Below are 17,484 nucleotides of genomic sequence, written 5' to 3' on the forward strand. Positions count from 1 at the left end.
GTCTTAAGCGTTGCCGCCCGCATGGTCCGATCAACAGCGTTCCCCTACATCCAGGAGACGAGCATGTCCGCTGTACCCGACGAAGTCCTCAAGTACGTTGCCGCCGACAAGGACGAGGATCCCCAGGAAACCGCCGAATGGCTTGAAGCGCTGGACGGCGTCATTTCGACTGTCGGCCCTGATCGCGCCCACTACCTGATCGAAAAGCAGATCGAATTCGCCCGCGTGCACGGCGAGCATCTGCCGTTCTCGGCGAACACGCCGTACATCAACACGATCCCCGTCGCCAACCAGGCCAAGAACCCGGGCGACCAGGACATCGAACACCGCATCCGCTCGTACACGCGCTGGAACGCCATGGCCATGGTGCTGCGCGCGGGCAAGCATACGAACGTGGGCGGCCACATCGCTTCGTTCGCATCGGCGGCCACGCTTTATGACGTCGGCTACAACCACTTCTGGCGCGCGCCCTCGGCTGAGCATGGCGGCGACCTCGTGTTCGTGCAGGGCCACTCGTCGCCGGGCGTCTACTCGCGCGCGTTCCTGCTCGGCCGTCTGACCGAAAAGCAGCTCGACAACTTCCGCCAGGAAGTGGGCGGCGAGGGCATCTCGTCGTACCCGCACCCGTGGCTCATGCCGGACTTCTGGCAGTTCCCGACCGTCTCGATGGGTCTCGGCCCGATCATGGCGATCTACCAGGCGCGCTTCATGAAGTACCTGCAGGCGCGCGGCATCGCCAGGACCGACGGCCGCAAGGTCTGGGCCTTCCTCGGCGACGGCGAAACGGACGAGCCGGAATCGCTCGGCGCGATCGGCATGGCTGGCCGCGAGCGTCTGGACAACCTCGTGTTCGTCATCAACTGCAACCTGCAGCGCCTCGACGGCCCGGTGCGCGGTAACGGCAAGATCATCCAGGAACTCGAAAGCGAGTTCCGCGGCGCCGGCTGGAACGTCGTCAAGGTCATCTGGGGCAGCCGCTGGGACGCGCTCTTCGCACGCGACAAGACGGGTGCGCTGATGCGCCGCATGATGGAAGTGGTCGACGGCGAGTACCAGACGTACAAGTCGGAGTCGGGTGCGTTCGTGCGCGAGCACTTCTTCAACACGCCGGAACTGAAGGCGCTGGTCGCCGACTGGTCCGACGACGACATCTGGAACCTGAACCGCGGCGGCCACGACCCGCACAAGATCTACGCGGCGTTCCACGAAGCTTCGAACTCGAAGGGCCAGCCGACCGTCATCCTCGCGAAGACGATCAAGGGCTACGGCATGGGCGAAGCCGGCCAGGCCATGAACATCACCCACCAGCAGAAGAAGATGCAGGTGGATCAGCTCAAGAAGTTCCGCGACCAGTTCCGTCTGCCGATCACGGACGAGCAGATCGTCGACGTGCCGTACCTCACGTTCGAAGAAGGCTCGAAGGAACTCGAGTACATGCGCCAGAAGCGCATGGACCTCGGCGGTTACCTCCCGGCTCGCCGCCAGAAGGCGGAATCGCTGCCGGTGCCGGCGCTCGACGCATTCGAGCCGCTGCTCAAGGGCACGGGCGAAGGCCGCGAGATCTCCACGACGATGGCGTTCGTGCGGATCCTGAACATCCTGTTGAAGGACAAGGCGCTCGGCAAGCGCGTCGTGCCGATCGTGCCGGACGAGTCGCGTACCTTCGGTATGGAAGGCCTGTTCCGCCAGATCGGTATCTGGAATCAGCAAGGCCAGAAGTACGTGCCGGAAGATTCCGACCAGCTGATGTTCTACAAGGAATCGGAAACCGGTCAGATCCTGCAGGAAGGCATCAACGAAGCCGGCGGCATGTCGGACTGGATCGCAGCTGCGACGTCGTACTCGACGCACGGCGAGATCATGATCCCGTTCTACATCTTCTACTCGATGTTCGGCTTCCAGCGTATCGGCGACCTGGCCTGGGCTGCGGGCGACATGCGTTCGCGCGGCTTCCTGCTGGGCGGCACCGCGGGCCGCACGACGCTCAACGGCGAAGGTCTGCAGCACGAAGACGGCCACTCGCTGCTGTGGGCGGCTTCGGTGCCGAACTGCGTGAGCTACGACCCGACGTTCGGCTATGAACTCGCGGTCATCATGCAGGACGGTCTGCGCCGCATGGTGCAGGACCAGGAAGACGTGTTCTATTACGTCACGGTGATGAACGAGAACTACGAGCACCCGGCGATCCCGCAGGGCGAGAGCGTGGCGGCCGACATCATCAAGGGCATGTACTCGTTCAGGAAGGCCGACGCGAACGCCAAGGCGCCGCGCGTTCAGTTGATGGGCGCGGGCACGATCTTCAACGAAGTGATCGCCGCCGCCGACCTGCTGAAAAACGACTGGGGCGTCGAAGCCGATCTCTGGAGCGTGCCGAGCTTCACCGAACTCGCCCGCGAAGGTCACGAAGTCGAGCGCTGGAACCTGCTGCACCCGAGCGAGCCGCGCCGCGAATCGCACGTCGAGAAGCTGCTCAAGGACACGCAAGGTCCGGTCATCGCTTCGACCGACTACGTGCGTGCACTGGTCGACCAGATCCGCGGTCTGGTGCCGCGCAAGTTCGTGGTGCTCGGCACCGACGGCTTCGGCCGTTCGGATACGCGTGAGAAGCTGCGTCACTTCTTCGAAGTCGATCGTTACTGGACGACGGTTGCAGCGCTCAACGCGCTCGCAGACGAAGGCAAGATCGAACGCAAGGTGGTTGGCGAGGCGATCGCCAAGTACAACCTCGATCCGTCCAAACCCAACCCGATGACCGTCTAACCCATCACCCCTGTGCATGGCATGTGCGCCTCCCCGAAGCGGGGAGGCGTGTCGTATGCGGCCCCGGAGACACTAACAATGAGTCAAGCGATCGAAGTCAAGGTGCCGGACATCGGCGATTACAAGGACATTCCTGTGATCGAGGTGCTGGTGAAGGCGGGCGATACCGTCGAAAAAGAGCAGTCCCTCATCACGCTCGAGTCGGACAAGGCGACCATGGACGTGCCGAGCCCGGCGTCGGGCACGGTCAAGGAAGTGAAGGTCAAGGTCGGCGACAACGTGTCGGAAGGCTCGCTCGTGCTGGTGCTGGACGGCGCCGGTGCAGGCGCTGCGCCCGCCGCTCCCGCGCCCGCCGCGAAGGCAGAGCAGGCCGCTCCTGCCGCCGCGCCCGCGCAAGCGGCTGCGCCGGCACCCGCTGCAGCACCCGCCGCGAGCGGCGGCGCGCAGTCGGTCAAGGTCCCCGACATCGGCGACTACAAGGACGTGCCGGTCATCGAGATCGGCGTGAAGGTCGGCGACCGCGTCGAGAAGGAGCAGTCGCTCGTCACGCTCGAGTCGGACAAGGCGACCATGGACGTGCCGAGCCCCGTGGCGGGTGTCGTCAAGGCAATCCTGGTCAAGGTCGGCGATAACGTGTCGGAAGGCACCGAGATCGTCGTCGTCGAAGCGGAAGGCGCCGCGGCGCCCGCCGCCGCACCGGCTGCGAAGCACGTCGAAGAGCCGTCGGATGCGCCCCAGCAAGCGCCGGCCAAGGCCGCGACCGCCGCACCGTCGGCACTCGCGCAGGCGCCGATCATTCCGGCAGGCGAAGGCGGCGCGCGCCGCCCGAGCCATGCCTCGCCGTCCGTGCGCAAGTTCGCACGCGAACTCGGCGTGGACGTTGCCCGCGTGACGGGTACCGGTCCCAAGGGCCGCATCACCCAGGACGACGTCACTGCGTTCGTGAAGGGCGTGATGACGGGCCAGCTCGCGGCACCGGCCGGCGCCGCAGCCGCCCCGGCTGCGGGCGGCGCGGGGCTGAACCTGCTGCCCTGGCCGAAAGTCGATTTCACGAAGTTCGGCCCGATCGATACGCAGCCGCTGTCGCGTATCAAGAAGATTTCCGGCGCGAACCTGCACCGCAACTGGGTCATGATCCCGCACGTCACGAACAACGACGAAGCGGACATCACCGACCTCGAAGCGCTGCGCGTGCAGCTGAACAAGGAAAACGAGAAGGCGGGCGTGAAGTTCACGATGCTCGCGTTCGTCATCAAGGCCTGCGTCGCGGCGCTCAAGAAGTTCCCGGCGTTCAACGCGAGCCTCGACGGCGACAACCTCGTCTTCAAGCAGTACTACCACATCGGTTTTGCCGCCGACACGCCGAACGGCCTCGTCGTCCCGGTGATCCGCGACGCGGACAAGAAGGGCCTCGTCGACATCGCGAAGGAAATGGCTGAGCTCTCGAAGCTCGCGCGCGAAGGCAAGCTCAAGCCGGACCAGATGCAAGGCGGCTGCTTCTCGATCTCGTCGCTCGGCGGCATCGGCGGCACGCACTTCACGCCGATCATCAACGCACCGGAAGTTGCGATCCTCGGCCTGTCGAAGAGCGCGATGAAGCCGGTGTGGGACGGCAAGCAGTTCGTGCCGCGTCTCACGTTGCCGCTGTCGCTCTCGTACGATCACCGCGTGATCGACGGTGCAGCCGCCGCGCGCTTCAACGCGTACCTCGCTTCGATCCTCGGCGATTTCCGCCGCGTGATTCTGTAAAACCGATCTGACCGGCTCGCGCCGACGCGCCGCACGTCCACGACGTGCGCGCTGCGGCAGGCGCGGCCGGTCATCCTTTAGGGGTAGGGGACACCATGAGTCTCGTCGAAGTGAAAGTGCCGGATATCGGCGACTTCAAGGACATCGACGTCATCGAAGTCAATATCAAGGCGGGCGACGTCATCGAGAAGGAGCAGACGCTGCTCTCGCTCGAGTCGGACAAGGCCACGATGGAAGTGCCCAGCGACGTCGCGGGCACCGTCAAGGAAGTGAAGATCAAGGCCGGCGACAAGGCTTCGCAAGGCACGGTGATCGCACTGGTCGAGGCTTCGGAAGGTGCGGCCGCGCCGGCTCCGAAGGCTGAAGCACCGAAGGCTGAAGCGCCCAGGGCCGCCGAAGCACCGAAGGCCGCAGCGCCGGCACCGCAAGCCGGCAGCTTCAGCGGCAGCGCCGATGTCGAATGCGACATGCTCGTGCTCGGCGCGGGCCCCGGCGGCTACTCGGCGGCGTTCCGCTCCGCCGACCTCGGCATGAAGACCGTGCTGGTCGAGCGTTATTCGACGCTCGGCGGCGTGTGCCTGAACGTGGGCTGCATTCCGTCGAAGGCGCTGCTGCACACGGCGCTCGTGATCGACGAAGCCGAAGCGCTCGGCTCGCACGGCATCACGTTCGGCAAGCCGCAGATCGATCTCGACAAGCTGCGCGACTTCAAGTCGGGTGTCGTCAAGAAGCTCACGGGCGGCCTCGCCGGCATGGCGAAGGCGCGCAAGGTCGAAGTCGTGACGGGCGTGGGCGCGTTCCTCGATCCGAACCACATGGAAGTGGTGGGCGAGAACGGCAAGAAGATCGTCAAGTTCAAGCAGGCGATCATCGCTGCGGGTTCGCAGGCCGTGAAGCTGCCGTTCATGCCGGAAGATCCGCGCGTGGTCGATTCGACCGGCGCGCTGGAACTACGCCAGATTCCGCAGAAGATGCTCGTCATCGGCGGCGGCATCATCGGTCTGGAAATGGCCACCGTCTACGCGACGCTCGGCGCGCAGATCGAGGTCGTGGAAATGCTCGACGGCCTGATGGCCGGCGCGGACCGCGACCTCGTGAAAGTCTGGGAGAAGTACAACGCGAAGCGCTTCGCGAACGTCATGCTCAAGACCAAAACCACGAAGGCCGAGGCGAAGGACGACGGCATCTACGTGTCGTTCGAGGGCGAGAAGGCCCCGGCCGAGCCGCAGCGCTACGACCTCGTGCTGGTCGCCGTGGGCCGCTCGCCCAACGGCAAGAAGATCGGCGCGGACAAGGCGGGCGTGGCGGTGACGGATCGCGGCTTCATCGAAGTCGACAAGCAGATGCGCACCAACGTGCCGCACATCTTCGCGATCGGCGACGTGGTCGGCCAGCCGATGCTCGCGCACAAGGCCGTGCATGAAGGTCACGTGGCGGCGGAAGCGGCGCATGGCGAGAAGGCTTACTTCGACGCGCTGCAGATTCCTTCGGTGGCCTACACCGATCCGGAAGTGGCGTGGGCCGGCAAGACCGAAGACCAGTGCAAGGCCGAAGGCATCAAGTACGGCAAGGCAGTGTTCCCGTGGGCCGCTTCGGGCCGCGCGATCGCCAATGGCCGCGACGAGGGCTTCACGAAGCTGATCTTCGACGAAGAGACGCATCGCGTGATCGGCGGTGGCATCGTCGGCCTGAATGCGGGCGACCTCATCAGCGAAGTCTGCCTCGCGGTGGAAATGGGCGCGGATGCGACCGACATCGGCAAGACGATCCACCCGCACCCGACGCTGGGCGAGTCGATCGGCATGGCCGCCGAGCTGTACGAAGGCGTCTGTACCGACCTGCCGCCGCAGAAGAAGAAGTAAGTTCGTGCCGCGCCGCTCGTTGCGGCGCGCATGAAGAAACGGCGCACTCCGTGAGGGGTGCGCCGTTTGCTTTTGGGTTCTGCGGTAGGTACTGCGAGAGGCGCCGGAGCGTAAAAAAGATTCCCGGTCGGCGACCGGGCAAGTGACATGCCAGGCGGCATGCCGGAGCGTTCAGGTCCGGCGCCCGGTGCGCCGCTGCTTCAGCGCACGCACCGGATCAAGCTGCAACCTTCAGACCGTCTTCTTGGCCGAGGCCGAAGCAGCAGCCGAGCGCGACGCCTGGGCGGCAGCCTTGCTCGCAGCAGCGGTGGCGGCGTTGAAGTTGCTTTCCGCCATTTCTACGGCTTGCTTCGTCGCCTTGTGGACCGTTTCGTAGGTCGTGTTGGCGGCGTTGATGGCCGACTTGATCACGGCGACTGCGGTTTCCGAGCCAGCCGGCGCATTCTTCGCGACGTTGTCGACGAGCGATTGAACCTTGCGGTTCTGCTCTTCGTAGTGGGCTTCGGCGACCTTCGCGAACTCAGCCTGGGTGGCCGAGGCGATTTCATACACATGACGGCCATACGACAGCAGCTTTTCGGTCAGCGGCTGGGCATAGCTCGTTTGCAGGGCCAGGAATTCCTGCGCGTCCTTCACCGACAGTGCGCGCTGGGCGTGTTCCTGCGATTCCGCCAGATTCGAGCGGACGGCCTGAAGGTTCAATTCGACGAGCTTTTCCACGCCTTCGAATGCCTTGCCGGTGAGGCCGAACAGGGTTTCGAGGTTGGCTTTCTGGGCAGCGGCGAATTGCTCAGGGGTCAGCAGACTCATGTTTACGCTCCTGGATGTCGGCGGCCTTCGTGGGTCGCCTGAAGTAAGTGGCACGGCGCTGGTGCTCTGTCGCTCGCTTTGTGCGTCGCAACATTGATTCGATTTTAGGATGCTCCAGAAGAAAGTCAAGGGTTTTTGGTGCGTCGCACAATGTCAATAATTTATTATTAAACAATCACTTATGCCCGGCGCATCGCGCAACCGCGACAACCTGCCAATGCCCCGCAGCGCGGGGCTCGCGGCGTGTTGACGAAGCCAGCGCGCAGGGTGGGGCAAGCGCGCAAACGCGGCTTCTGGCAAGATGCGGCATGGATCACGTGAACGCGTCTATAGGATTTCACCTGGGTGCGTCCACCGAATTCCTTCATGGAACGTTAATGATCCATTGCAGTCGAACGCGCGTCGCGCGGCACGGCGGCACTGGTAGTCAGACAAATCTCACCCGTTTTTTTCCTCAGTTCAAGTTCCTGCGACGAACGCCGTTAACGCAGCAAGCGCATTTTGCGTGTGCCGCAAACGTTGTCAGAAAACGGCGTCGCGGCGAGAGGAGTGGCTTGGCAATTGTCTGACTCCATCGAATGCGGGAAGTGCATTGGCCAGCTCAATCGGAGGTCATACTTCGGTTTAATGAGCGCCTATAAGTGCTTCAATTTGCGAATTTTTCGTGGTTTTACTACACTTGGCGAACGATCCCGCCGCTCCATCAAGAACACTAATGAAATCCGACAAGCTCCTGTCGTTCTCACTGATGCCGTCGTCGGTTATCAGCACCGCATTGTCGGTTGCTGTTTCCGTCGCGATCAGTGCGACGCTCGTGGCGCCTGAGGGCGCCTTTGCTGCGTCGCAAGACGCTGCGCCGGCCAAAACGGCCAAGGCGAAAAAAGCCACCAAGAAGGTTGCGAATGCCGAGCCGGAAACGGCCAAGGCCAGCAAGAAGGCGGGCGCAACCCGTACCGTCGCCGCAAAGGACGACGATGCGCGTCCGGTGGCCAAAAAACGCCGCGTCACTTATACGATGAGCGGTCGCCACCACTCGGCGGTGCGCCGTGTCGCGTTCGAACCGCGCCAGCCGACCGTGGGGCAGGCGTTCGGTCTGCACGATTCCCCCGACTCGCTGATGCTGCGCTCGGGCGTTGCGTACGTGGTCGACCAGAACACGCTCGAGCCGCTGTTCGACAAGAACTCGCACGCCGTCGTGCCGATCGCCTCGATCTCGAAGCTCATGACCGCGATGGTCGTGCTCGACTCGAAGGCATCGCTCTCGGAGCCGCTCGAAGTCACGGACGAAGACCGCGACTATGAGAAGAACACGGGCTCGCGTCTTTCGGTGGGCTCGGTGCTCTCGCGCGAGGACATGCTGCACATCGCGTTGATGGCGTCGGAAAACCGCGCGGCGGCGGCGCTCTCGCGCTATTACCCGGGCGGGCGTCCGGCGTTCATCGCGGCGATGAACGCGAAGGCGAAGCAGCTCGGCATGACCGATACGCACTTCGAGAATTCGACGGGGCTCACGAGCCACAACGTCTCGACGGCGCGTGACCTCGTGAAGATGGTGAACGCGGCGTACCAGTACCCGATGATTCGCCAGTTCTCGACCGACCGCAGCTACGACGTGTTCACGGGCAAGCGCAATCTCGCCTACAACAGCACGAATGCGCTGGTCCGCAATGCGTCGTGGGACATCGGCCTGCAGAAGACGGGCTTCATCAACGAAGCGGGTGAGTGCCTCGTCATGCAGACAACGATCCACAATCGTCCGGTGATCATGGTCCTGCTCGATTCGAGCGGCAAGTACTCGCGCTTCGCGGATGCAACGCGCGTGCGCACGTGGCTCGACAATGGCGGCGCCGACCAGCAGCCGCGCATTACGAGCGCCGACGCAGGCGGCGCTGGGACCTGATCCCCGCCTTTCCGGAATTACCCGACCAACGCCCCGCAACCGCGGGGCGTTTTGCTTTCTGGTGCGTGCCGTTCGTCCTATGACGATCGGCAAACTGTTTCGTCGTTTGGTTCGTCGGCACATTGCTCATTCAATGGTGGCCTGGCGTCCAATCCCGTCTGACTTCGGCGCGCGGTGATGCTGGCTACTTGATGGTTGTCAATTGACAACCACAATGATCATGCGTACGCTGAGTCTGTCGATGAGACGATCGCACCGTAAGAAAGAGATCGAGGCCGTGCTTGCTTACGCCGAGAAACAGGGTTGGTTAGTTCAACCAGGTAAAAGCCATGGGCATGCTTGGGGACGAATGTACTGCCCATACAACGACGCTGCCTGTCGTTGCGGGGAATTCTGCATTACGAGCATCTGGAGTACACCGCGTAATGCAGGCAATCACGCCTATGTGCTCAAACGCGTGGTCGACAACTGCACGACACATCGTATCAACGCGGTAGCTGCGTGTGCGGCGGCCGAAGCGCCGGAGTAAGTCATGCGCTATCTGTTCACTCTCAAGTACCAGCTGGCAACCGAAGACAGCGATCACGAAGATCTCGTGGAGCGCCTCGCCGTTGCCGGCTGCGACGACGCGACGATCGGTGTGGGGTTGCCGGGCCGAATCGCGCTGACGTTCTCGCGCGACAGTGCGAACGCATGGTCGGCAATCTACACGGCGCTGCAGGACGTGAAGCAGGCGGTGCCTACCGCGCGCCTCGTGGAAGCCGCACCAGATTTTGTCGGTTTGACCGATGCCGCGGACCTGACCGGCATGTCCCGCCAGAACCTGCGCAAGCTGATGCTCGGGCACGCGGCGGAATTTCCCCAGCCCGTGCACGAGGGCAATCCGTCGCTATGGCATCTTGGCGACATCCTGGCCTGGCTGAAGGGGCGCGACGCGTACAGCATCGACTCGGCGCTGCTGGAAACGGCGCGAACGGCGAAGCAGGTGAATCTGGCAAAAGAAGCGCGCCATCTCGACACGAAGCTGAGCCGCAAACTCGACGAAGTGGTCGCGTGAGGCACGCGGCGAGCCCAAAAAAAGCAGAGGGCACGCCTCCGCTCTTCTCGATGTGCTTCGCCCTGACTTCAGGCAGGCTGCACGTTGCCTTCAGCGGGCTCCGGGTGATAGCCGAGCGACTCTGAAATCGTCAGCGCCGTCTTGCTCAACTGGCCGAGCCACGAATCCTGCAGGCGATCCGCGGGCGCCGAGAGAGAAAGACCCGCCACCAGCTTGCCGGTATCGTCGTAGATGCCGGCGGCGATGCAGCGCACGCCCAGTTCGAGCTCCTCGTTGTCGCGTGCGCAAAATTGCTGGCGTACGTGCGCGAGTTCGCGCTCGAGGCGTCCGAGGTCGGTAATGCTGTTGCGCGTGTGACCCGACAGGCCGGTGCGCGTGGCGTACGCGCGCACGCGGTTCGCTTCGTCGGCGGCCAGAAAGAGCTTGCCGACCGAAGTGAGGTGCAGCGGAGCCCGGCCGCCAATCGCGCGCACCACCTGCATGCCCGAGCGCTCCGAATAGGCGCGTTCGATATAGACGATTTCGTCGCCCTGGCGCACGGAGAGGTTGACGGTCTGGCCCGTGAGACGGTGCAGTTCGCGCATCGGCGTGAGCGCCGCGTCGCGCACCGAAAGCCGCGCTTTCACGAGGTTGCCGAGTTCGAGCAATCGCATGCCAAGCCGGTAGGTGCCGGGGTCCGAGCGGTCGACGAGACGGCAGCTCACCATATCGTTCAGGATGCGGTGCGCAGTCGAAGGATGCAGTTCGGTGCGCTGCGCAAGTTCCTTCAGGCTGACAGGGTCGCTGTGCGCGGCCAGCGCGTCCAGCAGGCGCATCATGCGCTCAATCACCTGAATCGAGGTCTTCGGATCTGGATGGGTGTCGCTCATGAGTTCAGATTCGTTTGACACGTGAGGCGGAAAATGCATTGTATCTCGTATTGTGAAAAAAGTAAGCGCCAGGACCAAGACTCGCGCTGCGCTGCGGCATCGCGGGCGACTGGCTAGGGCGATGTGGACCGGCGTTGGTCATGGCGGCGAAACAGCGGATAATCGGGGACGGTTTTCACGAGGAGTCCCCATGCGAGTCGGTTTGTTCGTCACGTGCCTCATCGACACGATGCGTCCGGAAATTGGCTTTTCGACGCTCAAATTGCTCGAAGAGGCTGGCTATGAAGTCGTCGTGCCGCCTGCGCAAACCTGCTGCGGCCAGCCGGCCTACAACTCCGGCGAGCGCGCCATCGCGCGTGATCTCGCCGAAAAGACGCTGCGCGAATTCGAGCAGTTCGCCTATCTCGTCGTCCCCTCGGGTTCCTGCGGCGGCATGATCGGCGTGCACTATGGCGATCTGTTCCGCGACGATCCCGAATTGATGGCCCGTTACGGCAAGTTGCGCGAGCGCGTCTACGAACTTACGGATTTCCTCGTGAACGTCGCCAAGGTCACGCTGCCGCAAGGGGACTTCAGCGGGCCGGTGACGTATCACGACTCGTGTTCAGGCCTGCGAGAGCTTGGGGTCAAGGCGCAGCCGCGCGCGTTGCTCGCCCAGCGTGGCGTCGAAGTGCGCGAGATGAAGGACTGCGAGCACTGCTGCGGCTTCGGCGGCACCTTTGCGGTCAAGTACGGAGACATCTCGACGGCCATTGCAGACGAAAAATGCGCGAATGTTCAGGCGAGCGAGACGGGCGCGGTGGTGCTCGGCGACCTCGGCTGCATGTTGAATATCGAAGGGCGTTTGCGCCGCACCGGCGACACCACCACGCGCGTGCTGCACATCGCGCAAGTGCTGGCCGGCGACCTGTGATGCGCCGCCGGCTGCCGCCGCTCGCTTCGTGCGGAACGTCCGAATAGCCCCGGACCTCGACCCCAGACCTCGCCGAACACCGCTCAACCTCGCCCTCACGCCATGCAAGTCCAATCGATGCAGTTCAAGGCGCGCGCCGGCCAGAAGCTGGCCGATCAGCGTTTGCAGCACAACCTCAAGAAACTTTCGACCAAGTTCGTCTCGGCGCGCGCCGAGGCGATCACGGCGATCGATTTCCCGGCCACACGCGCGGCACTCAAGGCGCGCCGCAACCGTGCGCTCGACAATCTCGACGTCTGGCTCGAGCAGTTCGAGACCGAGGCGACGCGGCGCGGCGTGACCGTGCTCTACGCGGAAACGGCGCAAGACGCGGCGAAGCTGGTTGCGGACATCGCGCGGCGCCACGACGTGCACAAGGTCATCAAGACCAAGTCGATGGTTTCGGAGGAGATGCGGCTCAATACGGTGCTCGCGGAAATGGGCGTGCAGTCCATCGAGACCGATCTGGGCGAGTACATCCTGCAGATCAACGACAACGAGCCGCCGAGCCACATCATTGCGCCCGTCGTCCACAAGGACAAGGACGAGATCGCCGATCTCTTCGCGAAGACGCACGACAAGCCGCGCCTGACCGAAATCCCTGACATGACCCGCGAGGCGCGTGAAGTCCTGCGCCCGCATTTTCTGTCGGCGGACATGGGCGTGACGGGTGGCAACTTCCTCGTCGCGGAGACGGGCTCGGTCGTGCTGGTGACCAACGAGGGTAACGAGGGCATGTGCACCGTGATGCCGCGCGTGCATGTGGCGGTGACGGGCATCGAGAAGGTGCTGCCTACGCTCGAAGACCTCGCCACAGCGATGCGTCTGTTGCCGCGTTCGGCGACGGGGCAGGCCACGTCGAACTACTTTTCGGTTCTCACGGGCCCGCGCGGACCCGAGGACCGGGACGGCCCCGAGCACATGTACGTCGTGCTCGTGGACGGCGGCCGCACCGGCCTGATCGGCGGCGAATTCCAGGAGATGCTGCGCTGCATCCGTTGCGGGGCGTGCATGAACCACTGCCCGGTCTATCAGAAGGTGGGCGGCCACGCGTACGGCTGGGTCTATCCGGGGCCGATGGGCTCGGTGCTCACGCCAAGCTACGTCGGCATCGAAAAGACGCTCGATCTGCCGCAGGCCGCAACGCTGTGCGGCGAGTGCAATAGCGTCTGCCCGGTGGGCATCCCGCTTTCGGACCTGCTGCGCAAACTGCGCGAGAAGCAAACGGAGCGGCACCTCCGTCCGTGGCGCGAGCGCGCGGCGCTCGCAGCCTGGGGTTGGCTCGCGCTTCACCCAACGGCCTACGCGCTGCTCACCAAGCTCGGCGTGCGCATACTCGAGCGCATGGGCGGGCAGGCCAGACTCATTCGCAAGCTGCCATTTGCGCGCGGCTGGACCAACGGGCGCGACATGCCCGCGCCGGTCGGGCGTACGTTTCGCGAGTTGTACGCGGCGCGGCACACGCATCTGGACACGACAAAGCGCTCCGAGCAGGCCTGACGCGCGCGCATCGGTCAAGTCTGGTTTGCCGACTATTTAAGCTGACGCAACAGTGTGTTCATCCGGACCGGGTTTTTCCTGATTGCGACTCTCTATATCATCTCGACTGGCGATAGTGCGTCCGCACCTGTCGCTTCACAGTCGATAGAGAGTCGCATCATGAGAAAGAAAATAACGGTGTACTGGCCGCTGGCGCTGATCGTGCCGCTCGCGGTAATCGCATGGATTCATGCATGGAAGACCGCCGAGCAGCAAATGCCGCTCGCCGCCGATCAGGTTACGGCCGAACTCGCTCGCGCCGTGTCGTTTGGCCTCGTGGGCAGCGAAGGCAAGACGCCGGTGAAGGCGATGAACGGCATCGCGACGCTGCCGCGCTCGAACGCGATCTGATGATCGCGCTGGCGCCAACGTGCAGCGCGTACGTCGTGCGCTTTGTATAATTTGAGATTCGCCGCCGCGCGCTGAACGCCTTCCGCTGCCCAGCCCCCACGAATGAAAAAGGTTTCCGTCTGCTTCGTTTGTCTTGGCAATATCTGCCGCTCGCCCACGGCCGAGGCCGTGATGCTGCGTCTCGTCGACGAGGCGGGGCTGGCGGGGCGCGTCGAGGTCGATTCGGCGGGCACGGGTGACTGGCACATCGGCGAGGCGCCCGACGAGCGCGCCCAGCGCGCGGGCGGCCTGCGCGGCTACGCGCTCGCGGCGTTGCGGGCCCGGCAGATCGCCGCCGACGATTTTCGCCGTTTCGACCTGATCGTGGCGATGGACGACGCCAACGTCAGCGCGCTTCAGGGCGTCTGCCCGGCGAGCGAGCGCGACAAGATCCGCCTGCTGATGGAATTTGCGCCGCAGGCCGAAACGCGCGTCGTAGTCGATCCCTATTTCGGCGGCGATGCGGGCTTCGAAACGGTGCTCGATCAGTGCGAGGCCGCCTGCGCGGGGCTGCTCGCCGCATTGCGCCCGCGACTGGCGGATTGAGATGAGCGGCGCGAATCTGCCGGATGCAGAAATCGCGCCATTTTTGCGATTCGCCGCGCACCTAATAACCCAGATCGCGACGTTGATACTTGACTAAACTAGTCATGTATTTATACTTGACGAAAATTGTCGAGAATTGCGGTTCCCATACATCATGAGACTCACCACCAAAGGCCGTTTCGCCGTCACGGCGATGATTGACCTGGCGCTGCGCCAGGAGCAGGGCCCGGTGACGCTTGCGGGTATCAGCCAGCGGCAGCACATCTCGCTGTCGTACCTCGAACAGCTGTTCGGCAAGCTGCGCCGTCATGAAATCGTCGAATCGGTCCGTGGGCCGGGCGGCGGGTACAACCTCGCGCGCCGCGCGGAGGACGTCACGGTCGCGGACATCATCATCGCCGTGGACGAGCCGCTCGACGCCACCCAGTGCGGCGGCAAGGGTGCCTGCGAGGGCACCAAGCAGCACGACGGCCACTGCATGACGCACGAACTCTGGTCGACGCTGAACCAGAAAATGGTCGAGTACCTCGATTCGGTGTCGCTCAAGGATCTGGTGGACAAGCAGCGCGCCCGCGAAGGCGCCGCGCCCGCCGTCCTGCGCGACCGCCGCGCCGAGGCGCCGGCGGTGGAGCCGGTCAGGGCGATGCCGCTGGGTCCGAACTCGATCTTCAACATGGCGGGCTCGTAAGTCCTGCGAGCGCCGCCAGAACGCCGCAGTTGGCAAAACAGACAGTACAGCGCAGCACACAAGATTCCCCGGAGCGATAGATGAATAACGACATTCCCCACCTGCCCATTTACATGGACTACAGCGCGACGACCCCCGTCGACCCGCGCGTGGTGGACAAGATGATTCCGTATCTGCGCGAGCAGTTCGGCAATCCGGCGTCGCGCAGCCACGCCTATGGCTGGGATGCGGAGCGCGCCGTCGAGGAAGCGCGCGAGCAGGTCGCCGCGCTCGTCAACGCCGACCCGCGCGAAATCATCTGGACCTCCGGTGCCACCGAATCGGACAACCTCGCGATCAAGGGTGCCGCGCACTTCTACAAGAGCAAGGGTAAGCACATCATCACGGTGAAGACCGAGCACAAGGCCGTGCTCGACACCTGCCGCGAGCTCGAGCGCGAAGGCTACGAAGTCACGTATCTGGACGTCAAGGACGACGGCCTGATCGATCTCGAAGCGTTCAAGGCCGCGCTGCGCCCCGACACGATCCTCGTTTCCGTCATGCACGTGAACAACGAGATCGGCGTGATCCAGGACATCGCGACGATCGGCGAAATCTGCCGTGAGAAGGGCATCATTTTCCACGTCGACGCGGCGCAATCCACCGGCAAGGCGCCCATCGACCTGCAAAAGCTCAAGGTCGACCTGATGTCGTTCTCGGCGCACAAGACCTACGGCCCGAAGGGCATCGGCGCGCTGTACGTGCGCCGCAAGCCGCGCGTGCGTATCGAAGCGCAGATGCACGGCGGCGGCCACGAGCGCGGCATGCGCTCGGGCACGCTGGCCACGCACCAGATCGTCGGCATGGGCGAAGCGTTCCGCATCGCGCGTGAAGAGATGGCCACGGAAAACGAGCGCGTGCGCATGCTGCGCGACAAGCTCCTGCGCGGCCTGAAGGAGATCGAAGAAACCTACGTGAACGGCGACATGGAACAGCGTGTCCCGCACAACCTGAACATCAGCTTCAACTTCGTCGAAGGCGAGTCGCTGATCATGGCGGTGAAGGACGTGGCGGTGTCGTCGGGTTCGGCGTGCACGTCCGCATCGCTCGAGCCGTCGTACGTGCTGCGCGCGCTCGGCCGCAACGACGAGCTGGCGCACAGCTCGATCCGCTTCACCGTGGGCCGCTTCACGACGGAACAGGACGTGGACTACGTGATCAACCTGCTGAAGACGAAGATCGCCAAGCTGCGCGAGCTTTCGCCGCTGTGGGAAATGCATCAGGACGGCATCGATCTGTCGACCATCCAGTGGGCGGCGCACTAAGCAAGGCGGCGCAGTTAGCAGCGAACAAAGACCCGGCCGCAGCGCAATGAGCAGTCAACTGCGTGCAGCGCGGCAAACACGAATTGAAGGAGTGTGATCATGGCATATAGCGACAAGGTTCTGGACCACTACGAAAACCCGCGCAACGTCGGTTCGTTCGCCAAGGACGACGACGCAGTGGGCACCGGCATGGTCGGCGCGCCGGCGTGCGGCGACGTGATGAAGCTGCAGATCCGCGTGGGCGCGGACGGCGTGATCGAAGACGCGAAGTTCAAGACCTACGGCTGCGGTTCGGCGATCGCTTCGAGCTCGCTCGTGACCGAGTGGGTGAAGGGCAAGACGCTCGACCAGGCGCTCGACATCAAGAACACGCAGATCGCCGAAGAACTGGCGCTGCCGCCGGTGAAGATCCACTGCTCGATTCTCGCGGAAGACGCGATCAAGGCAGCGGTTGCGGACTATCGCCAGCGTCACACGACCGAAGCGAAGGCCGACGCGGCGTAAAGCGCGGCGCTGCGGCGTAGCAGATGCAGGACGGCGTCGGGCCCACAAGCTCGGCGCTCTGGGACTAACGATTTTGGATGCAGCAGGGTTGCGTCGCGACGCGAGGAAAAGGCGAAAGCCCAACTGGCGGCGCGAGGCGCGGCGAAGATGCTATGGCAATTACGTTGACTGAAAAAGCGGCACAGCACGTGCAAAAGTACCTGACCCGTCGCGGCAAGGGCGTGGGCCTGCGTCTTGGCGTGCGCACGACGGGCTGCTCGGGCCTCGCGTACAAGCTCGAGTACGTCGACGAACTCGCGCCCGAAGACAACGTCTTCGAGAGCCACGGCGTGAAGGTCATCGTCGACCCGAAGAGTCTCGCCTATATCGACGGCACGCAGCTCGACTTCGTGCGTGAAGGGCTGAACGAAGGCTTCCGGTTCAACAACCCGAACGTGAAGGACGAGTGCGGCTGCGGCGAGTCCTTCCGCGTTTGAGCCCGCGTCGAGCGGTGAAAAGGCGGCCTGTGCCGCCTTTTTGATTTTGACGGCCGCGGGTTAGCCCCTCTCACCCCT

16 protein-coding genes are annotated in these 17,484 nt (G+C 63.8%); 14 read left to right on the plus strand and 2 right to left on the minus strand.

The window, feature by feature from the left end:
- Positions 1-63: 63 nt before the first annotated feature.
- From aceE to lpdA, 3 genes are all read left to right on the plus strand, one after another.
- Positions 64-2,760: a pyruvate dehydrogenase (acetyl-transferring), homodimeric type gene (gene aceE, locus AB4Y44_RS22000; protein ID WP_342923685.1), complete on the plus strand. Its 2,697-nt coding sequence runs from the start codon at positions 64-66 to the stop codon at positions 2,758-2,760.
- 78 nt (positions 2,761-2,838) lie between these two features.
- Entirely contained in the window at positions 2,839-4,509 is a 1,671-nt protein-coding gene (aceF, locus tag AB4Y44_RS22005) for a dihydrolipoyllysine-residue acetyltransferase (protein ID WP_368700892.1), read from the plus strand.
- Between the two features lie 95 nt (positions 4,510-4,604).
- Positions 4,605-6,371, plus strand: coding sequence for a dihydrolipoyl dehydrogenase (gene lpdA / locus AB4Y44_RS22010; protein ID WP_368700893.1), 1,767 nt, complete (start codon positions 4,605-4,607; stop codon positions 6,369-6,371).
- 231 nt (positions 6,372-6,602) lie between these two features.
- Here lpdA and AB4Y44_RS22015 read toward each other — a convergent pair whose 3' ends face one another.
- Positions 6,603-7,181: a phasin family protein gene (locus AB4Y44_RS22015; RefSeq protein WP_342923688.1), complete on the minus strand. Its 579-nt coding sequence runs from the start codon at positions 7,179-7,181 to the stop codon at positions 6,603-6,605.
- Between the two features lie 715 nt (positions 7,182-7,896).
- Between AB4Y44_RS22015 and pbpG the strand changes: the two genes are divergently transcribed.
- The 3 genes from pbpG (at position 7,897) to AB4Y44_RS22030 (ending at position 10,138) form a co-directional block, all read left to right on the plus strand.
- Complete coding sequence (pbpG, locus tag AB4Y44_RS22020) at positions 7,897-9,081, plus strand: D-alanyl-D-alanine endopeptidase (RefSeq protein ID WP_342923689.1); 1,185 nt, start codon at positions 7,897-7,899, stop codon at positions 9,079-9,081.
- 241 nt (positions 9,082-9,322) lie between these two features.
- Positions 9,323-9,610 carry a hypothetical protein gene (locus tag AB4Y44_RS22025; RefSeq protein ID WP_368700910.1) on the plus strand — a complete coding sequence of 96 codons (288 nt, stop codon included), beginning with the start codon at positions 9,323-9,325 and terminating at the stop codon, positions 9,608-9,610.
- Between the two features lie 3 nt (positions 9,611-9,613).
- Positions 9,614-10,138: a DNA-binding protein gene (locus AB4Y44_RS22030; RefSeq protein ID WP_342923690.1), complete on the plus strand. Its 525-nt coding sequence runs from the start codon at positions 9,614-9,616 to the stop codon at positions 10,136-10,138.
- Between the two features lie 68 nt (positions 10,139-10,206).
- On the opposite strand, the gene AB4Y44_RS22035 is transcribed toward AB4Y44_RS22030, so the two are convergent.
- The gene (locus tag AB4Y44_RS22035; RefSeq protein ID WP_028204180.1) at positions 10,207-11,007 is read right to left on the minus strand and encodes an IclR family transcriptional regulator; all 801 of its coding nucleotides are present in this window, start codon (positions 11,005-11,007) and stop codon (positions 10,207-10,209) included.
- Positions 11,008-11,197: 190 nt separating this feature from the next.
- On the opposite strand from AB4Y44_RS22035, the gene AB4Y44_RS22040 reads away from it, so the two are divergent.
- From AB4Y44_RS22040 to iscA, 8 genes are all read left to right on the plus strand, one after another.
- Positions 11,198-11,920 (plus strand): (Fe-S)-binding protein, encoded by a 723-nt coding sequence (locus AB4Y44_RS22040; RefSeq protein ID WP_368700894.1) that lies wholly within the window; start codon positions 11,198-11,200, stop codon positions 11,918-11,920.
- A gap of 102 nt (positions 11,921-12,022) precedes the next feature.
- Positions 12,023-13,459 carry a lactate utilization protein B gene (locus tag AB4Y44_RS22045; RefSeq protein ID WP_368700895.1) on the plus strand — a complete coding sequence of 479 codons (1,437 nt, stop codon included), beginning with the start codon at positions 12,023-12,025 and terminating at the stop codon, positions 13,457-13,459.
- Positions 13,460-13,618: 159 nt separating this feature from the next.
- Complete coding sequence (locus tag AB4Y44_RS22050) at positions 13,619-13,849, plus strand: hypothetical protein (RefSeq protein ID WP_342923693.1); 231 nt, start codon at positions 13,619-13,621, stop codon at positions 13,847-13,849.
- Positions 13,850-13,951: 102 nt separating this feature from the next.
- The gene (locus AB4Y44_RS22055; RefSeq protein WP_368700896.1) at positions 13,952-14,434 is read left to right on the plus strand and encodes a low molecular weight protein-tyrosine-phosphatase; all 483 of its coding nucleotides are present in this window, start codon (positions 13,952-13,954) and stop codon (positions 14,432-14,434) included.
- Between the two features lie 154 nt (positions 14,435-14,588).
- The gene (gene iscR / locus AB4Y44_RS22060; RefSeq protein WP_042264865.1) at positions 14,589-15,122 is read left to right on the plus strand and encodes a Fe-S cluster assembly transcriptional regulator IscR; all 534 of its coding nucleotides are present in this window, start codon (positions 14,589-14,591) and stop codon (positions 15,120-15,122) included.
- 80 nt (positions 15,123-15,202) lie between these two features.
- Positions 15,203-16,426, plus strand: coding sequence for an IscS subfamily cysteine desulfurase (locus AB4Y44_RS22065; RefSeq protein WP_069265526.1), 1,224 nt, complete (start codon positions 15,203-15,205; stop codon positions 16,424-16,426).
- A gap of 99 nt (positions 16,427-16,525) precedes the next feature.
- A complete protein-coding gene (gene iscU, locus AB4Y44_RS22070) occupies positions 16,526-16,930 on the plus strand; it encodes a Fe-S cluster assembly scaffold IscU (protein ID WP_028216879.1) in 405 nt (134 codons plus the stop codon).
- A gap of 152 nt (positions 16,931-17,082) precedes the next feature.
- Positions 17,083-17,406 carry an iron-sulfur cluster assembly protein IscA gene (iscA, locus tag AB4Y44_RS22075; RefSeq protein WP_028210067.1) on the plus strand — a complete coding sequence of 108 codons (324 nt, stop codon included), beginning with the start codon at positions 17,083-17,085 and terminating at the stop codon, positions 17,404-17,406.
- The last annotated feature ends 78 nt before the right edge of the window (positions 17,407-17,484 follow it).

Source organism: Paraburkholderia sp. BR10937 (genome assembly GCF_040965695.1).
In the GTDB taxonomy this organism is placed as follows: Bacteria; Pseudomonadota; Gammaproteobacteria; order Burkholderiales; family Burkholderiaceae; genus Paraburkholderia.

Excerpts from the sequence above, each read along its gene's own strand:
- aceE (WP_342923685.1), top strand. The coding sequence starts at position 64 with ATGTCCGCTGTACCCGACGAAGTCCTCAAGTACGTTGCCGCCGACAAG.
- aceF (WP_368700892.1), top strand. The coding sequence starts at position 2,839 with ATGAGTCAAGCGATCGAAGTCAAGGTGCCGGACATCGGCGATTACAAG.
- AB4Y44_RS22035 (WP_028204180.1), bottom strand. The coding sequence starts at position 11,007 with ATGAGCGACACCCATCCAGATCCGAAGACCTCGATTCAGGTGATTGAG.
- AB4Y44_RS22015 (WP_342923688.1), bottom strand. The coding sequence starts at position 7,181 with ATGAGTCTGCTGACCCCTGAGCAATTCGCCGCTGCCCAGAAAGCCAAC.
- AB4Y44_RS22025 (WP_368700910.1), top strand. The coding sequence starts at position 9,323 with ATGAGACGATCGCACCGTAAGAAAGAGATCGAGGCCGTGCTTGCTTAC.
- AB4Y44_RS22045 (WP_368700895.1), top strand. The coding sequence starts at position 12,023 with ATGCAAGTCCAATCGATGCAGTTCAAGGCGCGCGCCGGCCAGAAGCTG.
- AB4Y44_RS22055 (WP_368700896.1), top strand. The coding sequence starts at position 13,952 with ATGAAAAAGGTTTCCGTCTGCTTCGTTTGTCTTGGCAATATCTGCCGC.
- AB4Y44_RS22040 (WP_368700894.1), top strand. The coding sequence starts at position 11,198 with ATGCGAGTCGGTTTGTTCGTCACGTGCCTCATCGACACGATGCGTCCG.
- AB4Y44_RS22030 (WP_342923690.1), top strand. The coding sequence starts at position 9,614 with ATGCGCTATCTGTTCACTCTCAAGTACCAGCTGGCAACCGAAGACAGC.
- lpdA (WP_368700893.1), top strand. The coding sequence starts at position 4,605 with ATGAGTCTCGTCGAAGTGAAAGTGCCGGATATCGGCGACTTCAAGGAC.
- AB4Y44_RS22065 (WP_069265526.1), top strand. The coding sequence starts at position 15,203 with ATGAATAACGACATTCCCCACCTGCCCATTTACATGGACTACAGCGCG.
- iscR (WP_042264865.1), top strand. The coding sequence starts at position 14,589 with ATGAGACTCACCACCAAAGGCCGTTTCGCCGTCACGGCGATGATTGAC.
- iscA (WP_028210067.1), top strand. The coding sequence starts at position 17,083 with ATGGCAATTACGTTGACTGAAAAAGCGGCACAGCACGTGCAAAAGTAC.
- iscU (WP_028216879.1), top strand. The coding sequence starts at position 16,526 with ATGGCATATAGCGACAAGGTTCTGGACCACTACGAAAACCCGCGCAAC.
- AB4Y44_RS22050 (WP_342923693.1), top strand. The coding sequence starts at position 13,619 with ATGAGAAAGAAAATAACGGTGTACTGGCCGCTGGCGCTGATCGTGCCG.
- pbpG (WP_342923689.1), top strand. The coding sequence starts at position 7,897 with ATGAAATCCGACAAGCTCCTGTCGTTCTCACTGATGCCGTCGTCGGTT.